Source organism: Bacteroidales bacterium, from assembly GCA_018334875.1.
Classification (GTDB): Bacteria; Bacteroidota; Bacteroidia; order Bacteroidales; family UBA12077; genus JAGXLC01.
In genome coordinates, this window is record JAGXLC010000015.1 from 1 (window position 1) to 19,083 (window position 19,083).

Genomic DNA, 19,083 nt, shown 5'->3' on the forward strand with positions numbered 1-19,083 from the left:
CATTTTACCGGTGACATCAATAAGAAGATCGGTCGACCAATCATCTCACCGATATTCCGAATCATTTCATCGGTAATATTAATCATCTCATCGGTAAGGGTATTCATTTCACCGGCAACATCAATAAGGAGACCGGTAGGACCATTCACTTCACCGGTGACATCAGTAAGGAGATCGGTATGACCAATCATTTCACCGATGAGGTCATTCACTTTATCGGTATGCTTATTCATCTCATCGGTATGATCAGTCACTTCAAGGATATGACAATTCATTTTACCGATAAGACCATTCATCTCATCGGTAACCCTATTCATTTTATCGGTATGATCATCTACTTCACCGATAAAGTTATCGAAGAGATCGGTACGACACGACAGCACGACTGCACGATGGAGCGACTGAACGAGGAACAATTCAGCCAATTCAAACTGAGCTTTTATCTTTAACGAATAAAAATCCAATCACCATCTAAAGACTTAGTTATCTTAACGGTCTTAGATTCCCCTGCTTCAGTCAGCGGGGGAGGCGCCTCTACACTATCGTTATAGCCCATGCTAAAAGTCATAGGTTTTAGAAATATCGATATTATTTTGTAATTTTGTTAAAAAATAAAGGATCATGATCACAGATAAACAAAGAAAAAATCTAATATTAAGGCGAATTCAGAAGTTACCTCCTGACAAAATTAAGGAACTTAATAAATTCATGGATAAGCTTGAGCAAGAGACTCCAAGAAAAAGGAAGATTTTATCCTACGCTGGTGCCTGGAGTGATATGGATGAGTCTACTTTAGATGATCTTACAAAAAATTTAATTTCCAGAAGACAAAAAAATAAGAGAAGATTTGAAGAATAGAGCACTTATTGATACAGATATACTCTCTTATTATTTTAAAGGAGAACGCAATGTTCTCAGGAATTTTGAAAAATATCTTGAGACTTTCGAAATAATAGAATTAAGCATTATCACCTATTATGAAATCTTAAGTGGTTTACAAGCTAAAAATGCTTTCAGACAATTAGAAATATTTGAAGAATTTGCCAAAGACAACATTGTAATCCCTTTAACTGAAAATTCCTGTAAAATATCCGCCGAATTATATTCCAACTTAAAACAAAAAGGTGAACTTATCGATGATATTGATTTATTAATAGCTGGAATAGCTATCGAGAATGAAATGACGATAGTGACTAATAATGAGAAGCATTTCCAGAGAATCCCGGGATTAAAAATTGAAAATTGGGCGCACGGCCTATAACATTGCATATATTCAACAGCGGGTGATGCAGAAGCTTATGGTTTTTAAAACTCAGCAAATGTCTTGTTTCGGGGATAAGGATGTAAGTCCAACCCCGCTGAAGAATATATGCCTTTCCGTTCCGGCCGGAATAAACCGTAAGCTGAGGTATATCTAAGAATATAACTAATGGCCACTTCATGACTACCTGATGACAATCAATGACTATTATATACATCTGTCAGCTACATCATTTCTGCCCTCAAACCCGCCTGCTGTCGGGCAGCATTCAAACTCCTGTCAAACTCCCGTCAAACCATTTCATGACCACCGAATGCCAATCATCCAATCCCGCATTTCGGCCGGCAGGCCCGCCTGTCCCAGTCGGGCAGGCAACCAATCAATCAAACTTTTTCATTTATTCTCTGCAACCTCTGCATTCACTTCTTCAGCAAACTCCTTCATTTCCTTTCTTATTTCCTCAACAATTTCCGGCTTTTCCGGTGCGCGGTTGAAGCGTTCACCGGGGTCCTCCTGCAGGTTGAAAAGCTGGGTTTTCCCATTCACTTCCCTGAGTTTCCATTCGCCCTTACGCATGGCCTGCAGTTCATTGCCCCTGAAATAGTAATATTCATTCCGGGGAGACTCATCGGTTTCCCCTTTCAGGAAAGGCAGCAGGTTGTATCCGTCGAGGGGATGGTCCGGCAGTTCAGCACCTCCTATTTTCAGCATTGTTTGGTATATATCCTGGGTTGCTGCCAGCTCATCGGTAACCCTGCCTTCCCGGATCATTCCAGGCCATTTCATCATGGCAGGTACACGGGCACCGCCTTCATAGGTTGTTGCTTTATGGCCCCGCAGCGGACCGGGTGATCCTGCGTGCCAGGGTTTGTTTCCTTCCTGCAGCATCCGGTCGGGCAGATCGAGCCAGGGGCCGTTGTCGGATGCGAAGAAAACAACGGTGTTTCCTGTGATGCCTTCTTCTTCCAGGGATTGGATCACCTGCCCAACACTCCAGTCGATGGTTTGGATTACATCCCCGTAAAGGCCTGCATTGGACTTTCCCCTGAATTTTTCTGTAGTATGAATGGGGAGGTGGGGCATGTTATAGGCCAGGTAGAGGAAGAAAGGCTTTTTCTTTCCGGCATGTGAGCTGATGAACTGACGTGCTCTTTTCGTATACCTTGTGGTAAGGGTGTTCTGGTTAACCGGATGTTCCACCATGGTGGTATCCTCATAAATGCCCAGCGGTACATCGGTTTGTACCCACGGCTTGCGCATGTCGTTGGAGTAGGGGAGTCCGAACCACGAATCGAAGCCCTGATTGACCGGAAGATACTTCTTTTGGGCATAGCCCAGATGCCATTTACCCAGCATGCCTGTTGCATATCCTGCTTCCTTAAGTCCTTCCGCCAGGGTAAGCTCGCTTTCAGGCAGACCGCCCTGACCACCTGAACCGGTTCCACCGCCGAAGTTCACCCGCTGCCTGTAGCGACCGGTCATCAGCTGGCAGCGGGAAGGAACACTCACCACTCCTGTTACAAAGGAGGTGAAACGGATGCCGTCACTGGCCAGCGAATCGATGTTGGGGGTGCGAATGGTGGCATTGCCATAGCAGGAAGGATCGCCGTAGCCCATGTCATCGGCAAACAGGATGACAATATTGGGGCGCTTTTCACTGGTTTTTTTCTTCTTTTGCTTTTCCTGCTTACAACTGCTAATACCAAGGGCGATCAGAAATACCAGGATGAGTTCATGGAAATGCTTGAAAAATGGGTTTTGCTTATGGAGGCAACAATCAATAAGTTGTTCCCAACTGTTTATTTTTGGGATCTTTTTCATAGGCGTGTATTTTGAAGTTTGATATCCTAATGGCTTACAGAGATGTTCATCCCTTAACAAATATAGCAAATATTCGCTTTGCAAAAAACCTTAAAATAATTACTTTTGATAAAGATTGGTATGTTCGGCGGTTTTTGAGAATATAGCATTGTAATTGCCGGTTCATTCAAAACGTGGATGCTCTGTTTGAAAATAAAAAAGCAATAAACAACATAACAAATTGAATTCCATGAATTATTTTAAATCTTTTCAGCATCTGTTCTTTATCATGTTTTTTACCGGTTTTGTTGCACTAAACGTTCAATGTTCCAATTACCAATCTCCGGAACCGGATAAAGCCGAAAAACAAAACCAGCGGCTGGGCCGGGGCATCAACCTGGGAAACGCCCTTGAGGCACCATCATTAGGTGAATGGGGCGTAGAGCTTAAAGAGGAGTATTTCGAGATGATATCGGAAAAAGGATTTAATTCCGTCCGCATTCCCATACGCTGGAATGCCCACACAAAAAAAGAAGAGCCTCATCAGATCAAGGAATCTTTCTTTGAAACCGTTGACTGGGCTATCGAAAACAGCCTGGAGAACGGACTGTATGTGGTGATCAATTTCCATCACTATGAACCGCTTTATGAAGCTCCGGAAGAGGAAAAAGAGCGGTTTCTGGCCTTGTGGGAGCAGGTGAGTGAACGTTACAGGGGCTACCCGGACAGTCTCTTCTTCGAGATACTTAACGAACCCCATGGCAACCTGACAGCCGAAAAGTGGAATTCGCTTTTAAAAGAAGCGCATCAGGTAATCCGTGATCGGCATCCGGAACGGACGCTTATTGTGGGTACTGCAGAATATGGTGGGGTAGGAGGCCTGAACAAGCTTGAGCTACCTCCTGATGACAACAATATCATTCTGACGGTGCATTATTACAATCCTTTCCACTTTACCCACCAGGGAGCAGGATGGGTTGACGGTTCCGATGAGTGGCTGGACACACCGTGGAATAATACCCCGGAAGAAAGGGAAAAAGTAAAAGAAGACCTGGAAGCTGTTATCAGCTATTCTGAAAAGCACAATGTTCCTGTTTATATGGGAGAATTTGGTGCTTACAGCAAAGCGCCCATGGATTCGCGGGTGCGCTGGACCAATTATTGTGCCCGGTTATTTGAAGAAAAAGGCTTTAGCTGGGCTTACTGGGAGTTTTGTTCAGGTTTTGGAATCTACAATCCCAACGACAAATCCTGGAACCAAGGGCTGGTTGATGCTTTGCTGCAAATGCGCATGCCTGAACCCTCGGATCAGTAAAATTTTCGGGGGTGTGAGATATTCACTAATCGTTCATTTTCTGAAAATCCGGTGTAATCACCTTGGATTTCGTTCAGTGGAATTTCAATTATCTGGAAGCTTAGCTCACCTCATTATACAATTGGAATTTTCTGGTTATAATAATAGAAAAATCCATGAAGTTATTGGCCGGGAAAACGATTATAAATAAATCAAGTTGTTTACTAGGGTTATTGTCACACAATTCGAATTGTAATCTGAATGTTAAAAACAAAAATTTTATCCTTCTATTCGTTTTTTACATAAATTAATTTAGTAGTGACAATACTAGCCTCAGCTTTTCGGGAACTGATAAATGATCGAATTGATGTTCATGCCTGCACCTACCGAAACCAAGACAATGGGATCGCCAGGATTCAGTGTCTGGTTTTCCATTTCTCCCTTGAGGATGAGATCCAGCATAATGGGTATGGTGCCCACTGAATTGTTACCAAGTTTGGAAATGGTCATGGGCATAATGTCTATGGGTATGTCTTTGATGCCATACAACTTGAAAAACCGTTTCAGCATGGCCTGGTCCATTTTTTCATTGGCCTGGTGGATCAATACCTTTTTTAAATCATGTACATCTACCCCCGCTTTTTCAACAGTCTGCTTAACTAGTGGGGGCACGGTATTGAGCGCATATTCAAATTGTTTTCTGCCATTCATTTTGAGAAAAATTTCGTCGCCCGGATAATTGGGATTGTTTGACTGTTCCATCCACATCAGGTAAGCTTCATTCAGAGCATCGGAACGGGTCAGGTGGGTGAGGATACCAACAGGTTTATCACTTTCTTTGGCTTCCAGTATTGTAGCTCCGGCACCGTCGGCAAATATCATACTGTCGCGATCGTGGGGGTCTGAAACTCTGGAAAGAGCCTCAGACCCAATTACCATAACCTTTTTTGCATCTCCGGCCTGGATGTAATAATTGGCCTGTATTAGCCCCTGTATCCAGCCGGGACATCCGAAAATGATATCATAGGCTACAGTAAAAGGATTTTCAATACCCATCTTTTGTTTGATCCTGGAAGCCAGACTGGGTAACATATCTACACTTCCCGTCGATTTTTTGACATCCCCGAAATTATGGGCCACAATAATGTAATCCAGTTCTTCCCGGTCTGTTTGTGCATCTTCCAAAGCCGCTTTGGCAGCCAAAAAGCCAAGGTCTGAATTTACCTGGTGGTCTTCGAGATATCTTCTCTCATGAATGCCGGTAATTTCCATGAACTTTTGAATGATCTCCTCATTCTCTTTGTCCATTTTCACTCCCGATTCATCATAAAACGTAGCATCTAAAAAATCTTCGTTTTTTACAACTTTGTTGGGAATGAAACTTCCCGTACCTTTTATGACAGAATAATAATTTTTTTGCATGGCTTATTTCTACAATAACGTTTGTTAGTTCCTGATCATTCTCTTGTATACGATGCCAAACAGAATGCCGGACAAAAATGATAAAAAAATGTTTGCATATCGATAAAAATACAAAATTAATGCAGTCTGGTTTTGATAATAAATTTATGGTGAAGTAATTATATAATTATTGTTTTTGCAGGTCATTAAATATATTGATCACCTTTTTGGATTGCCAGTTAACGGCACCTTCTTTTCTGAGAATGATCCTGTTATTGCGGCCAATTATCATGGAGGTGGGTAAAACGGAATAGGAAAATGATCCTTCAGGTTTTGATACCAATCTGTAAGAAGGGAAATCATAATCTTTTTCTTCCAGATACTTATGTTGTTCGGAAAAAGGCTGGTTGGAAAGGATTAAAAAGTGAACATCCTCACCATATTGTTTATATAGTTTTTCTATTGTAGGCATTTCCGCGCGGCAAGGTGGACACCAGGTTGCCCAGTAATTAATGAATACAGGTTTATCCAGGAAGTCAGTAAGTTCATAGCGATTACCTGCATCGTCCTGAAGTACCACACTGTTTTGGCCGTTCAAACTGGATGTCTCTTCTTTTGTTTCAACAGAAGTTAAGTACATCCTGATTTTCGAGCCGTAAGTCATCAGTTCCTTTCTGCTGGCCGGTATTAGCAGCAGAATAAGAATCAGTATAAAAAGCAAATCCGTTATTTTTCCAAACCAGGATTTTCTTTTGAATTTATGATATTCTTTTTTAAAAAATTTCCTCATAATTAAAAGGTTTCCATTATTACGGCAATGGCAATAAGTAGATCGGTTGACAGCACTGTCAGCACATTCATTCCAAGCGCCGGTATTAGTTTGGGGGTGTCATAACCATGTTTGAGGGCTCCCATAGAGGCTTTAAAGGCAAAAGGTATAGGAATGAGTGCCAGCATGAACCACGGTGAAACGATATTGAAAAGGGCTGCCCCTATAATGATCCCAAAGGTAGCTATCATTCCTGAAATATATACATAGGCAGCTTTTTTTCTACCCAGCCAGATCACCAGGTGATTTCTGCCACCCTGTTTATCGGCTTCCATATCCGGAAACTCATTGATAAGCAGTAAAAGGGCTGTCAGAATTCCCGGCGGAATGGACATTAGCAAAACATCCTGGGGAAACAGTTCTGTTATGGCCATGCTGGGACTGGCTGTCATTACAACATAAGAACCCAGCACTACAAAAGTCCCCAGGGTTAGCCCGGAGAATAATTCTCCCAACTGAAGTTTGGCCAGGAAAGTGGTGTAAAAAAGAATGCTGAAAGCTCCCAGCCCTGCCAATATAAAAATTATCCAGTGAACGGTGAAGGCAAAATAGATACCAATGGTCAGCGCTATGAGAAGGGTTATGACTGCTGCTTTGAATACACTGGCTGATGAAAGCAAACCTGAGCTGAGAACGCCGCTCCCTCCGCTGAAAGGCGTACGGGGCGTATTGTGATCGATTTTGGTTTTATTATCTGAATACTCATTGAAGAGGTTTACAGATATGTGGGAGGATACCACTCCAATTAATAAAAGCGCCGCATACAACGGATTGAATGTTGTTCCCGGCGGGTGATATTTCCAACCAAACGCCAGCCCTATAGCTACCAGTAAAACTGCAAGGATTAAAAAGGGGGCTCTCATTTCGGCGAGCCATAGTTTCATTTTTTCTTTCGTGCCCATATTGTTTTTATTTGGGTAACAAATATAAGAAATATTGTGTTTAAACGACGGTCAAATATTTTTGAGATGCTCTAAATAGAGTCTGTCTATAATATCCGCTGGCTGCGTTACGCTCGTTTTTCATGCCAGTCAATTATATTTGGTGGAGACATACGGCCGTACGTCTCTAAATTGGCATTCAAAACTCGCAAGCCTTGCCAGCGAATATTCCAGACGAGACTCTTTCAAATCTCTTTGACTTTATGGACAAACACTAAATAATCTCTGATCTGGAACATTTTCCAATGTACTCACGTATGCATTGGCTAAAGATACCGGTTCTAAACCGTAAAATTCCTTATGTTTTGCATTGGCACATATGGCAGTATTTGCCTTAAAAGCCTAAAATTTTAAATGACAGATATATGATTACATGGGATAAGTTTGTTATACGTTTCAATAAAATGTTACATAATCTTCTGTCTCATTTTGTCTTTTGGTATGTGAGTTTTTTGTTTTTTGTATTTCTTACCGGTGAAGATCAGATTTTTAAGATCCATCTGAATGTATTACAGTTAAAGAATTTGTATTTGATTATCCTTTTTTTAAGTGCCGGTGTTGCCCTTTTGTTCACTTTTCTTGACGGCATCTTTTCCGACCGGATATTAAGGTTTTTCCCAAGACGGCTAATGATATTCCTTAAATCGATGGTATATTTTGTTTCAGCCTTTATTCTGGCATTGTTGGCAGCCAGGCCTTCACTCGATTTTCCCGGTGAAGGGAATTATGGGGTGATATTACAGCAACTGCCGGCGATGGATATTCATTTTGCCAGATTTCTTGTATATTTCTATCTCTGTGGTTTTTTTATCAATTTTCTAAAAGGGGTTATGAGAAAGGTGGGCAAAGGAAATTTCAGGAGCTGGCTTTTGGGAATGCTTAATAAACCAATGGAACAGGAGCGGATTTTCATGTTTCTTGATATGAAATCGTCTACTTCTATCGCGGAAAAGCTCAATCATAAGAAATTCAGTCATTTGATTCAGGATGTATTTAACGATCTGGAAGTAGTGGATAACTATCAGGGAGAAATTTATCAGTATGTGGGCGATGGTGCCATTATTTCGTGGAAATTGAAGGATGGACTGAACAACAACAACTTTCTGCGGGCTTATTATGCTTTTAGAAGGCTTATTCACCGGAGAAGAAGATATTACAGGAGGAAATACGGACAAGAGCCCAGGTTTAAAGCGGGAGTGCATGCCGGTAAGGTAATGGTGCTCCAGATTGGTCAGATAAGACGGGATATTTCCTACAATGGCGATACCATAAACACGGCTGCCCGAATTGAATCCAAGTGTAATGACTATAAGCAGGATATATTGATATCAAAAGATTTATATGATCGGCTCGAAATGAAAAACGGGTTCAGCTTTAAACATATCGGTGATGTTCAATTGGATGGTAAAAGAAAAGCGGTTGGCATTTATAAGGTGAAAAATAAAAAGTGATTAAAATCTGTTTTATGGATAAATATTATATTATCTGTATTTTTGTAGAACGATGTAATTAGAGTCTGTCTATAATATCCGCTGGCTGCGTTACGCTCGTTTTGAATGCCAGTCGATTACATCAAGTAAACTCCTGGCATTCAAAACTCGCAAGCCTTGACAGCGAATATTCTAGACGAGACTCTTTCAAATCTATTTGACTTTATGGACAAACACTAATTAAAAATTAGCATTCATTTTATGAGCAGAAAAAAAGCAAAAGAGATACACTTGCCCATTCTGGTGGAACAGGATGAAGACAACTACTTTATTGTGAGCTGTCCGGTATATAAAGGTTGCCATTCCTATGGGGAGAGCATTGACGAAGCCCTGGAAAATATTAGAGAAGTTATTGAGATGTGTATGGAGGAGGAAAAAGAGAAAGAAATGGAGGGTAATAGATTTATTGGATTCAGAGAAATAAAGATATCCCTTAAAGATAGAGTTGTTTAATATATTCCTATGGCTTCGCCTCCCGTTATTTCAGGAAAAGAATTATTGGGCTTATTAAAATCTATTGGTTTTGAGGTTGTTCGGGTAAGAGGTTCCCATCACCGTTTAAAACATCCGGATGGACGCATTACTACGATTCCTATACATAGTAATAAAGACCTGCCAAAAGGATTATTACGAAAAATCATTCGTGAGGATCTGAAATTGACCATGGAACAGTTTAATTTACTTTATGAAAAATATGAATAGTTATCTTATCTGATGTACATAAACCGGTATGACTTCCAGGTCTTTCTTTTCCATCATTCTTCGCACTGCGGGTAAGTCATTGGTAAAACCCAAAAGAAAGCCGCCGCCTCCTGAACCACAGAGTTTCAAATAATATTTCCCGGTATCCAGCCCTTTTTTCCAGATGCTGTGAAAGCCTTCCGGGATCATGGCATCGAAATGTTTTAGCTGATAGTTGGATAAATCTTGTAAAGCATTGAAAAACTCCCTGTTATTTCCTTTAATAATGGATTGAATGGCCCGTTGGGTCATGTTATTTAAATGGCCAACATGAATGCCTTGCTCACCGGCTTGCTTTGTTTTTTCCAGAAATATGTTAACCAGTGGACCGGTTTCACCCCTGTTGCCTGAATTCAGAAGAAATACCGCAAAATCCCGGTTTTTTGCAGGCAGATGGATGTCCACCTTGCGGATTTTACCGTTGCCTTCAAACAGCAATGGCCTTTTCATATAGGAATTGAGCGGATCAATGCCTGAGCTGGTCCCATGATAGAAGGATTCCAACTGGGCCAGTTGATTTTTTAACGCCACCATATCCCTGGAAACCATTTGGTCAGGTGAAGGCTTGTTTTTCACGTATCGGTTAAACAAGGCAGCTATCAGGGCGCCCGAACTCCCTATACCATAGCCTTCGGGAATGGTAGATTCAAAATACATTCCCTTGTTCAGATCTTCAGCAAAAGTTTCCACATCGAACGCGCTCATCAGGCTGTTTTGATCCTGCAATTTTTTTATATATCCCAATAAATTGTATAATTCCAGATTGGACTGTTTGGCAAAATCGTAGTCGGTATATTGGTTATCATAGATATAGCTTAGCGCTCCGTTGAAATGTGCATAAGGAACAGTGAGCGCCATGCTGTTCTTAATTACCGAATATTCGCCAAACAGCATGATTTTGGCATAGTGAACATTGGGGTGTTTGTTCATAGATTCTGATCTTTATCCGGTTGCTCCGGTCCATTCCCGGTAAAATCGTTCAGGGTTCTGCCGTTTTCACAAAGCCCCCTTAGCTTGTTATCAATAAAATTTCGAATATTTTCCTTTTCTTCAGCCGGATACAGCAGGTGAATATTGGGTCCGGCATCCAGTGTAAATGCCATCTGTGCACCTGTTTCCTGACGGTATGCACGAACACGGTCCATAATCTTTATAGATGCATCATTGATCAGAATAAAGCCGGGATTCGATGAAAGCATCAGGGCATGGAGACTAAGCGCCTCGTTTTCTATTGTTTCAGTAAATTTTTCAAAGTTACCGGTTTTCAATGTTTCCTTCAATTGTGAAAAGTTTATTCTGGCCTGGCTTATCCTATCCTCTTTGTAAGGGTGATCATTCATTAATGAATGACCCTGGGAACTGCTTATTTTTTTGGGTTCGGATGAAGTGATCAATACGGTGTCGTACAGAAATTTCATGTTTTCACTGACTTCTGAGGTAAGCGGTGTTGCAAAATCGTCTGATCCGTTCCCGGATGCACCCCATTCTACATAATTACCGTATACAGAACGTGCAGCGCTGCCTGAGCCCAGCCGGGCCATATAAGATGCTTTTTGCAAGAAATCTTCTGTGCCGGAGTATTCTTCTTTTAGTTGTTTTTCTACGGAACAAATACATAAAGCCAGCGAAGAGAGAGCAGAGGCCGATGAAGCTATACCGGCGGAATGAGGAAAGTTGTTTTTGCTATAAATAAAAAGCTCCATGTATTTTAGAAAAGGGAAAAAAGGCAAAATCTTATCTATAAACGCTTTTACCCTCTCTTCAAATGCCGGGTGTTTTTCTCCGTTAAATTTGAATGTAATTCTGCCATAGTTGTTTTCGGCTTTTCTGTATTGCAATTCCGTTCGGGTATGAGAACTGCTTAAGCTCATACTCAAAGAGGGATTAATTGGCAATTGGTTACCCTTTTTACCCCAGTATTTGATCAGTGCAATATTAGCCGGTGCTTTCCAAATTACTGATTTGGCAATAGATGAAAGGTCTTCCCGTTTAAATTGAAGTATCTCTTCCAAATATTTGCTTTCACTCATATTTTCTATTTTTGACCAGCTCACTCCATGAAAAGAAAATCTCCATATTATGGGAGTCAAGGTATTTTTTTAATTCTTCCTTTGATTCTTTCCAGGTAATCAGCATGAAGTCTCCTCCCCAGGCCCCCAGTGATTTAACCACCCCAGGGTAGTCCTGGAATGCTTTCTCCTGTATCGGCTCTTCATCCAGTACGGAAGCAATAAGCTGCTCATGTTCCCAAAGTGCTTCTTCGAATTCGCGTAGCCACTGACAATGGATCATTCGACGATTGATCTCTTTAATTACGGGAAAAAGGTGGCTATAATCTTTCGGATCCTCCAGGAAATTTTTTACTTCATTGAAAGTGTTTTGTTTTTTTCCGGTATATACAAAATATAAGTATTCTTTAAAAGGAAAGTCCAGGTTAATTTCTTTATAAGCAGGGTATTTATCTATGATGTTATAAAGAATGGGGCTTTCACTCAGAGCACATGCTATATCATAGCCTGAGCCATTGGTTAACGTTCGGTTTAAGCGAAAAGGGTTGATGTTCAGCCATTTTGCAATATTTGTTATTAGCGTGGAACTGCTCCCCAGACCCCATTTCAACGGAAAATCAAGGATGGCTTCAAAATAATAGCCGGGAATTCGGGACAAAGCCGGCACGAATTCCACGGCTTTCTTTAACAAATTCTGAATATATAAGGCCTGATTTTCATTGCTGGCCTGAACGATATTAAGGTTTTTGTTGGAAAACACCGCTTCGAGGAAGGGCTCATCCTGGTATATGCTTTGCCATATGATCTTATTATCCTCTATGGGTTTTGCTTTTAACGTTTGTCCTTTCGTCAGGGGAAGGGCCAAAGCTTCCGCACCTTTTAAAACCAGATATTCAGCAGTCAGGAGAAGTTTTCCATTGGAATGGTATTCGTGAATCATATTTTTCCTTCAATAAATGCCTTAACTTTTTCGTGGGTAACCTCTTTATCCTTAAAATAGGCTCTGATCTTATCTTTCATATCCTCATCAACATCAAAAGCCATCAGAATGTTTTCCAGATGGAGTTTCATGTGACCTTTTTGTATGCCTGTTGTGATAAGTGAGGTTATGGCGCTGAAATTACTTGCCAGTCCCACGGCAGCCGTAATTTTCATCAGTTCTTTTGCATCCGGCTGACCCAATATATCCAGTGATTTGGCGGCAAGTGGATGCAGCCGGGTTACACCTCCGACTGTACCCAGGGCCAGTGGGATATTGATCTGAAAAGTAAATGTGTCCTCGACGATTTCGCATTTGGTTAATGAGGTTGGTTTTCCCTTCGTAATACTAAAAGCATGGGCCGCTGCTTCCAGTGCCCTGAAATCATTTCCGGTGGCGATTGCCACAGCATCAATACCGTTCATGATGCCTTTGTTATTTGTAACAGCCCTGGATACGCTATGATTAGCAATTTGAGCCGCTTTTTTAAACTTTTCCGCAAACTGAACTCCGTTTAAAGAAGGGTAAAAATCTTGAAATGCTTCAACCGGGCATTCAACTTTCATTTTGACATAGGAGCCCGGCGTGTAATTGGATAAAATGGACATAAGTATTTCAAGTTTTCCAGGGTGTTGATGATCAACAAATTTCTTGAATTCCTGTGCTGTCTTTTCCAGAACCGAATTGATAAAATTGGCTCCCATTGAGTCAACGGTTTCGAGAGATAATCCAAGCAGATAATAATTATCCATTTCGCTTGTCATATCTGTAATCCATGTTTCGTTTATTCCACCACCCCGTGCATCCATATTCCTGGTTACATCGGCAAGTTTATCCTTAATATCCGCTTCGAATTCCTTAAACAGCGATTCCAGTTCATCAGGTGCTCCATACCACAGAACGTGTACATGACCGCGTTTTGCGGTTCCAATTTCTTCTGTCCGGAAACCTCCATGTTGATACCAGAATTTGGAGGCTTTGGAGGCCGCAGCAATCACTGAGCTTTCTTCAGTGACCATAGGGACCTGGTACACTTTTCCGTCAATAAGAAAATTGGGAGCAATGCCATAAGGCATATGAAAATTTGAAATCGTATTTTCGCTGAATTGTTCGAATTTTTGCTGCAGGGAACTGTCCTGAAAGCGATAATCTTTTAATTCGTTGACAAACGCTTCAGGGTCTTCCATGGTGTTTGCAAGCAATTTTATTTTTTCGTCCCTGTTAAGCTTGCTGAATCCTTTAATGAATTGATTGTCTGACATAATAATTGATTTTTTGGTTTATATGATTTTAAGATAATTATTGGCAAATTGTAAACCTTCTATCTGGCCTTTCGCAAACTGTTTGAGCGACTGATAATCCTCCCTGGCATGTTTGAGAAATCCTGAAGCCATTCCGTAAACTGAAGGCATTTGACTTATATTGATCAAATAATACCCGTCAAGGAAATTTTTAATCCCGCCGGAAATGACCAGGTTTTCCGTTTGTACAGGAAGTTCCTCTTCAAGCAATTGATTAATTAATACGACCATTTCTTCGGCAGTTTGACCGATGTAGGAAAGGGGTTCCAAAAGGCTGGCATTAGCATCTTCGTTTCTCATGAGTTCAATTTTGGCAAAATTGGTTCCGCCAAAGGCCCCGAATTCTATTGCAGTCAGAGGTAGCTGTAACAAGGTTTTAAGACTTTGTTTGCCCATGCCCTGACCCACTTCTTTAACTATGACATTAAAGTCTGCAACATCCAGCAACCTGCTTATGCTGTCGATGGGTGGATGTTTGATATAATCCCCTTCGGGCTGAAGCCATTCCTGCAGAGGATTGACATGAATGATCAGGCCATCGGCCTTCAATAAACTAACGAGATCTTTTAGGGTTTGGATGTCGTCTTTTTCAAGATACTGTTCAATTTGGGCAATGCCCAGATTGGCATAAAACGGAACTGCATCACCAATGATCGGCTTCAGATTGAAGTCGGGCAGATGCCGCTCATCTTTAAGCAGTATATGACAGGATCCCAGCCCCATTCCAAGTCCGAATTCAGCAGCCACGGCAGCCAGATTGTGATTTATTTTACGTGCCTCCGGGGTACCTCCCGTCATACTGGAGATCCATACCGGGGCTTTCATTGTTTTTCCGCCTAATGTTGTTTCGGGCAGGGAACCATTTGGATGTCCACTGATCATGGGTTCATAGAAAAACCGCGTGTCCTTTTCGGATATGGTTGTCTTATTGTTTAAAGCCAGAGAAATATGATCACTTTTTCTGTTATGCATAAAACGGCTGATTCTTTTTAATTAATGTGTTTACGAAAGAGGTTGGTATATTTTATTGATATTTAGTGATTTTTTAAAGATAAAATTTTTTTTATTAAATCCCAATTTTTTTTGAGATGATCAACTTTAATATCTCTGAGGTCCCTTCTCCGATTTGAAGGATACGCTGATCCCGGTAGAACCGTTCCATATCATATTCCTTAATCAGGCCGTATCCACCAAATATTTGCACCCCTTCATCGGCTATTTCTTTTGCAATTTCCGAGGCGTAAAGTTTGGCCATAGCGGCTTCCTTCCCAAACGGCTGGCCGTTTACTTTAAGCCATGTAGCATTATAGAGTGTATTTTTAGCCAGTTCTATCTTTGTAGCCATATCAGCTAGTTTAAATGAAGTGGATTGAAATTTGCCTATGGGTTTGCCAAATTGTACCCGTTTACCTGCATAATCCCGTGCCATTTCAAAGGCACCGATGGCCAGGCCGAGTCCCATGGCTCCAATGGTGAGCCTTCCCGAATCAAGTGTTTTCAGCATGATCTTATGACCTTTTCCTCGTTCGCCCAGTAAATTACTTTCAGGCACCTTAACATTATCGAAGGTAAGTTCGCCGGTATCGGCGGCTCTCCATACCAACTTATCTTTGATGGGCCTCCTGGTATAACCTTCTCTGTCCGATTCCACGAGGATGGTGGAATATTCATTCTGATCTCCGTTCTTTCCTGTTATGGCCTGGAGTGTAATGCCTCCTGAAATCTCCGAAGCCGCATTGGAGATAAACATTTTGGAGCCGTTGATGTGCCAGTAACCATTTTTCAATTCTGCCTTTGTTTGGGTACCACCGGTATCGGAGCCGGCTTCCCTTTCCGTAAGGCCAAAAGCCCATGTCTGCCCTTTCCTGGTAATGGGAGGAAGGTATTGATTCTTTTGTTCTTCTGTACCATACTGATAAATAGGTTCTATCCCCAGAGAATTAAGGGCAGCAACCGTTGCTGCCTGCGAGCCGTCAATCCTGGCCATTTCTTCCACTGCAATGACCAGCGACATATAATCTAATCCTTGCCCTCCGTATTTTTCAGGGATTGCAACACCAAAAAGTCCGTTTTCAGACATCTTTCGGGTTAACTCCGCAGAGAATCTTTCCTCTGAGTCAAGTCTGCGAGCCTCCGGTTTTACCACTTGCTCTGCAAAAGAGCGAACGCGCTGGCGAAATGCTTTATGTTGGTTATTGGTATATGGGTTCATCGTTGTGATTTTTTCCGTTTGTAACTGCTTTACAAGAAATAGGTTTCCATGATAATTTGTCCGTCTTTTACTTGTTCACCTTCTTTTATGGCTATGTGTTTTATCTTGGTATCGTAAGGAGCCAGAATATTGTTTTCCGTTTTCATGGCTTCCACAATGGCAAGGGTTTGCCCTTTTTTAACAACCATATCTTCTTTTACCCGGATATCCAGTACTTTCCCAAACATAGGGGATTTGATCGGTTCTCCGTTTTGGGATTCTTTATGAATGTGTTTTTTCTGAGCTGTGATTTCCTGGTAATCCCTGTCAAATAACTGGAATAAATGTCCGTGAATAAGCATATCGGTTTGGGACTTGTCAATCCTGGTGTAATAGACAGTTGTCCAGCTTTCCTTTGTGCCAATTACAAGATAGCCATCATGTATTTCCGACAGCTCTGCACGGAATGCTTCACTTTCCGGATGAAGGATGAGCATCCGGTTGTTTCTGGTAAAATTAAAGCGACATTCCTGATTGCCTATGGTTAAACTCCATTCCATATAAGGCTGCCAGTAGCCCAGGTGGTTCCAGACATGCTCCCGGGTATTTTTCTTTCTGTTGATGCTTTGAAGAAAAATATAGGCCGCAATCAGCAGTCTGGTATCGGTTTGTTCTCTTTGACCGGTGATGGTTTCAATGAATTGTTTATGATTGTGATCAATCAACCGGGTAGTGAACCGGTTATTCCGGAAAGATTCATCCATCAAAATGGTTTTCAAATAATTCAGGTTGTGGCGAACACCCATAATAATAGTTTGATCCAGGCCTTTTCGCAAAAGATCAATAGCTGATGTTCTGTTATCGTTCCATGCTACTATTTTGGCTATCAAAGGATCATATTCGGGTGGTATTTTGCTGTTTTCCGTTATCCCGCTGTCTATTCTTATCCCCTTGATTTTAGGAAAGACCAATTGGCGGATTGTGCCGCTGACCGGAAGAAAGTCATTTTCCGGATTCTCGGCATATATCCTTGCTTCAATGGCGTGGCCTCTGAAATTTATATTCTCCTGATTCCACCGCATTGGTCTGCCTTCTGCAATTCGTAACTGTTCACTAATCAGATCTGTATTTGTGATCATTTCAGTTACGGGGTGTTCCACCTGAATGCGGGTGTTCATTTCAAGAAAATAGAAATTGATGTTTTCGTCTATCAGAAATTCTACAGTACCAGCCCCTGTATAATTGATTGCGCGGGCTATTTTTACTGCCGCATTTCCCATTTCCCTTCGGGTGGTATCATCGAGGGTGGGAGAGGGGGATTCTTCTAAAATCTTCTGATGTCGTCTTTGCACGGAACATTCACGCTCAAACAGATGCACGTAATTCCCGTGCTGATCACCCAGTATTTGTATTTCAATATGTTTGGGATTTTCAAAGTATTTTTCGATATAAACCGTATCATCTCCAAAATAACTGTAAGCCTCTCTTGCCGTTGATTTTAATGCCTCCTTAAGGTGTTCTTTTTCCCGGACAATGCGCATTCCTTTGCCTCCTCCACCTGCAGCGGCCTTAATTATAACCGGAAAATCTTCATCGGTAATCTCTTGACTCAATTCCTCCTGAGTACCCTTGCTGATGTGAGGGATGGGGATATTGAGTCCGGAAACAAATCTGCCTGCCTCGGTCTTATTGCCCATCACACGAATGGCTTCAGCAGAAGGGCCAATAAAGGTGATGCCGTTTTCCTCACATGCTTTGGGAAATTCAGGATTTTCCGCAAGGAAGCCATAACCGGGATGAATGGCATCGGCTTTACCTTGTCTGGCAAGCTCCATAATTTTCCCGATATTCAGGTAAGTTTCCCTTATGGAACCCCATCCTAGCGAGAGGGATTCATCTGCTTCACTGGTGTGAAGGGCATGTCTGTCCTGTTCTGAAAAAACAGTGATGGTGTATATGCCCATCTTATTGGCTGTGTGGATAATCCTTACGGCTATTTCTCCCCTGTTGGCTATAAGCAATGTTTTGACCGGCTTCATAGTCCATTTATATTAATTTTCGAGCCATTGCGGTTTTCTTTTTTCCAGAAAGGCTTTCATTCCTTCCTGTCCGTCTTCACTGACCCGCGCCTTCGCAATTGCATCAATACTCATATCTTTTATTTCACTGAACCGGCTGGTTCTTCCAATATCATTAATTAGTTTCTTGATTTGTCTGACGGCTTGCAAACTGTTTTTCCCGACTTCTTCCAGTATCAGTTCAAGCTCTGTGTCCAGGCTTTCCTTATTGCCTGAAGCATCTATAAGGCCAATTCGAAGCGCATCCTTAACGTAAAAGGCTTTTCCGGTGAGCATGTAGTATTTGGCAGCATGCTCTCCGGTTCTCTTGATAACATATGGAGTTATAGTTGCGGGAACCAACCCGATACGCACCTCACTGAACCGGAACTGGGTTTGGTTTTCAGCCAGAACGATATCTGAGGCTGCCGCAAGCCCGTTGGCACCGCCGATACAAGCACCATGAACCATTGTAATCGTTGGTACAGAGAGCATGTAAAGGCTTTCAAATAATTGCTGAAGCTTTTCGCTGTCTTTTCGGTTTTCTTCATAAGTATAGTCCACTACTTGTTTCATCCAGTTCAGGTCGGCTCCGGCACTGAATGCCGGACCATTGCCACGGATTACCAGCGCTTTCACCTGAGTGTCATTCTGAATGTCCCCGAATGCTTCTTTTAGTTCATCAATCATCTTGTCATTGAATGCATTTCTTACATCGGGTCGATTCAGGTATATGTACCGAATGTTTCCGGTTGTTTCAACTGATATGGTTTGTAAATTTTTCATTTT

Annotated in this window: 19 protein-coding genes; 6 read left to right on the forward strand and 13 right to left on the reverse strand. The window is 41.7% G+C overall.

What is annotated here, in order from left to right; genetic code table 11:
* On the reverse strand, positions 1 to 425 hold a 425-nt coding region (locus tag KGY70_02540), incomplete at its 3' end, for a hypothetical protein (GenBank protein MBS3774042.1).
* A 196-nt stretch (positions 426 to 621) separates the two neighbouring features.
* Here KGY70_02540 and KGY70_02545 point away from each other — a divergent pair.
* Both KGY70_02545 and KGY70_02550 read left to right on the forward strand, forming a co-directional pair.
* The gene (locus KGY70_02545) at positions 622 to 858 is read left to right on the forward strand and encodes a hypothetical protein (GenBank protein ID MBS3774043.1); all 237 of its coding nucleotides are present in this window, start codon (positions 622 to 624) and stop codon (positions 856 to 858) included.
* Positions 848 to 1,261 carry a type II toxin-antitoxin system VapC family toxin gene (locus KGY70_02550; protein ID MBS3774044.1) on the forward strand — a complete coding sequence of 138 codons (414 nt, stop codon included), beginning with the start codon at positions 848 to 850 and terminating at the stop codon, positions 1,259 to 1,261. Before KGY70_02545 ends, KGY70_02550 begins: the two co-directional genes overlap by 11 nt.
* Positions 1,262 to 1,654: 393 nt before the next feature.
* Here the strand turns inward: KGY70_02550 and KGY70_02555 are convergent, their stop codons facing one another.
* Entirely contained in the window at positions 1,655 to 3,082 is a 1,428-nt protein-coding gene (locus tag KGY70_02555) for a sulfatase (GenBank protein ID MBS3774045.1), read from the reverse strand.
* A gap of 229 nt (positions 3,083 to 3,311) precedes the next feature.
* Here KGY70_02555 and KGY70_02560 point away from each other — a divergent pair, with 229 nt between their 5' ends.
* Entirely contained in the window at positions 3,312 to 4,376 is a 1,065-nt protein-coding gene (locus KGY70_02560; protein ID MBS3774046.1) for a glycoside hydrolase family 5 protein, read from the forward strand.
* A 312-nt stretch (positions 4,377 to 4,688) separates the two neighbouring features.
* Here the strand turns inward: KGY70_02560 and KGY70_02565 are convergent, their stop codons facing one another.
* From KGY70_02565 to KGY70_02575, 3 genes are all read right to left on the reverse strand, one after another.
* Positions 4,689 to 5,777 (reverse strand): ketoacyl-ACP synthase III, encoded by a 1,089-nt coding sequence (locus KGY70_02565; protein MBS3774047.1) that lies wholly within the window; start codon positions 5,775 to 5,777, stop codon positions 4,689 to 4,691.
* A gap of 166 nt (positions 5,778 to 5,943) precedes the next feature.
* On the reverse strand, positions 5,944 to 6,546 hold the full coding sequence (locus KGY70_02570) for a TlpA family protein disulfide reductase (GenBank protein ID MBS3774048.1): 603 nt from the start codon (positions 6,544 to 6,546) through the stop codon (positions 5,944 to 5,946).
* A 2-nt stretch (positions 6,547 to 6,548) separates the two neighbouring features.
* The gene (locus tag KGY70_02575) at positions 6,549 to 7,487 is read right to left on the reverse strand and encodes a prenyltransferase (protein ID MBS3774049.1); all 939 of its coding nucleotides are present in this window, start codon (positions 7,485 to 7,487) and stop codon (positions 6,549 to 6,551) included.
* Positions 7,488 to 7,891: 404 nt separating this feature from the next.
* Here KGY70_02575 and KGY70_02580 point away from each other — a divergent pair, with 404 nt between their 5' ends.
* The 3 genes from KGY70_02580 (at position 7,892) to KGY70_02590 (ending at position 9,718) form a co-directional block, all read left to right on the forward strand.
* Positions 7,892 to 8,977 carry an adenylate/guanylate cyclase domain-containing protein gene (locus KGY70_02580; GenBank protein MBS3774050.1) on the forward strand — a complete coding sequence of 362 codons (1,086 nt, stop codon included), beginning with the start codon at positions 7,892 to 7,894 and terminating at the stop codon, positions 8,975 to 8,977.
* 240 nt (positions 8,978 to 9,217) lie between these two features.
* Positions 9,218 to 9,469 carry a type II toxin-antitoxin system HicB family antitoxin gene (locus tag KGY70_02585; protein ID MBS3774051.1) on the forward strand — a complete coding sequence of 84 codons (252 nt, stop codon included), beginning with the start codon at positions 9,218 to 9,220 and terminating at the stop codon, positions 9,467 to 9,469.
* Positions 9,470 to 9,478: 9 nt separating this feature from the next.
* Positions 9,479 to 9,718 carry a type II toxin-antitoxin system HicA family toxin gene (locus KGY70_02590; GenBank protein ID MBS3774052.1) on the forward strand — a complete coding sequence of 80 codons (240 nt, stop codon included), beginning with the start codon at positions 9,479 to 9,481 and terminating at the stop codon, positions 9,716 to 9,718.
* Here the strand turns inward: KGY70_02590 and KGY70_02595 are convergent, their stop codons facing one another.
* From KGY70_02595 to KGY70_02630, 8 genes are all read right to left on the reverse strand, one after another.
* Positions 9,719 to 10,687 carry a hypothetical protein gene (locus tag KGY70_02595; GenBank protein ID MBS3774053.1) on the reverse strand — a complete coding sequence of 323 codons (969 nt, stop codon included), beginning with the start codon at positions 10,685 to 10,687 and terminating at the stop codon, positions 9,719 to 9,721.
* Positions 10,684 to 11,787, reverse strand: coding sequence for a diphosphomevalonate decarboxylase (mvaD, locus tag KGY70_02600; GenBank protein MBS3774054.1), 1,104 nt, complete (start codon positions 11,785 to 11,787; stop codon positions 10,684 to 10,686). Before mvaD ends, KGY70_02595 begins: the two co-directional genes overlap by 4 nt.
* Positions 11,780 to 12,706, reverse strand: a complete 927-nt coding sequence (locus KGY70_02605; GenBank protein MBS3774055.1) for a hypothetical protein — start codon at positions 12,704 to 12,706, stop codon at positions 11,780 to 11,782. Before KGY70_02605 ends, mvaD begins: the two co-directional genes overlap by 8 nt.
* Positions 12,703 to 14,007, reverse strand: coding sequence for a hydroxymethylglutaryl-CoA reductase, degradative (locus KGY70_02610; protein MBS3774056.1), 1,305 nt, complete (start codon positions 14,005 to 14,007; stop codon positions 12,703 to 12,705). The genes KGY70_02605 and KGY70_02610 overlap by 4 nt, the downstream gene beginning before the upstream one ends.
* A gap of 18 nt (positions 14,008 to 14,025) precedes the next feature.
* Positions 14,026 to 15,018: a hypothetical protein gene (locus KGY70_02615; GenBank protein MBS3774057.1), complete on the reverse strand. Its 993-nt coding sequence runs from the start codon at positions 15,016 to 15,018 to the stop codon at positions 14,026 to 14,028.
* Between the two features lie 94 nt (positions 15,019 to 15,112).
* Entirely contained in the window at positions 15,113 to 16,258 is a 1,146-nt protein-coding gene (locus tag KGY70_02620; protein ID MBS3774058.1) for an acyl-CoA dehydrogenase family protein, read from the reverse strand.
* A 29-nt stretch (positions 16,259 to 16,287) separates the two neighbouring features.
* On the reverse strand, positions 16,288 to 18,276 hold the full coding sequence (locus tag KGY70_02625; protein MBS3774059.1) for a biotin/lipoyl-binding protein: 1,989 nt from the start codon (positions 18,274 to 18,276) through the stop codon (positions 16,288 to 16,290).
* 12 nt (positions 18,277 to 18,288) lie between these two features.
* Positions 18,289 to 19,080: an enoyl-CoA hydratase/isomerase family protein gene (locus KGY70_02630; protein ID MBS3774060.1), complete on the reverse strand. Its 792-nt coding sequence runs from the start codon at positions 19,078 to 19,080 to the stop codon at positions 18,289 to 18,291.
* Positions 19,081 to 19,083: the final 3 nt, after the last annotated feature.

Coding starts and splice junctions, on each gene's coding strand:
- KGY70_02545 (MBS3774043.1), top strand. CDS start 622: ATGATCACAGATAAACAAAGAAAAAATCTAATATTAAGGCGAATTCAG.
- KGY70_02555 (MBS3774045.1), bottom strand. CDS start 3,082: ATGAAAAAGATCCCAAAAATAAACAGTTGGGAACAACTTATTGATTGT.
- KGY70_02560 (MBS3774046.1), top strand. CDS start 3,312: ATGAATTATTTTAAATCTTTTCAGCATCTGTTCTTTATCATGTTTTTT.
- KGY70_02565 (MBS3774047.1), bottom strand. CDS start 5,777: ATGCAAAAAAATTATTATTCTGTCATAAAAGGTACGGGAAGTTTCATT.
- KGY70_02570 (MBS3774048.1), bottom strand. CDS start 6,546: ATGAGGAAATTTTTTAAAAAAGAATATCATAAATTCAAAAGAAAATCC.
- KGY70_02575 (MBS3774049.1), bottom strand. CDS start 7,487: ATGGGCACGAAAGAAAAAATGAAACTATGGCTCGCCGAAATGAGAGCC.
- KGY70_02580 (MBS3774050.1), top strand. CDS start 7,892: ATGATTACATGGGATAAGTTTGTTATACGTTTCAATAAAATGTTACAT.
- KGY70_02585 (MBS3774051.1), top strand. CDS start 9,218: ATGAGCAGAAAAAAAGCAAAAGAGATACACTTGCCCATTCTGGTGGAA.
- KGY70_02590 (MBS3774052.1), top strand. CDS start 9,479: ATGGCTTCGCCTCCCGTTATTTCAGGAAAAGAATTATTGGGCTTATTA.
- KGY70_02595 (MBS3774053.1), bottom strand. CDS start 10,687: ATGAACAAACACCCCAATGTTCACTATGCCAAAATCATGCTGTTTGGC.
- mvaD (MBS3774054.1), bottom strand. CDS start 11,787: ATGAGTGAAAGCAAATATTTGGAAGAGATACTTCAATTTAAACGGGAA.
- KGY70_02605 (MBS3774055.1), bottom strand. CDS start 12,706: ATGATTCACGAATACCATTCCAATGGAAAACTTCTCCTGACTGCTGAA.
- KGY70_02610 (MBS3774056.1), bottom strand. CDS start 14,007: ATGTCAGACAATCAATTCATTAAAGGATTCAGCAAGCTTAACAGGGAC.
- KGY70_02615 (MBS3774057.1), bottom strand. CDS start 15,018: ATGCATAACAGAAAAAGTGATCATATTTCTCTGGCTTTAAACAATAAG.
- KGY70_02620 (MBS3774058.1), bottom strand. CDS start 16,258: ATGAACCCATATACCAATAACCAACATAAAGCATTTCGCCAGCGCGTT.
- KGY70_02625 (MBS3774059.1), bottom strand. CDS start 18,276: ATGAAGCCGGTCAAAACATTGCTTATAGCCAACAGGGGAGAAATAGCC.
- KGY70_02630 (MBS3774060.1), bottom strand. CDS start 19,080: ATGAAAAATTTACAAACCATATCAGTTGAAACAACCGGAAACATTCGG.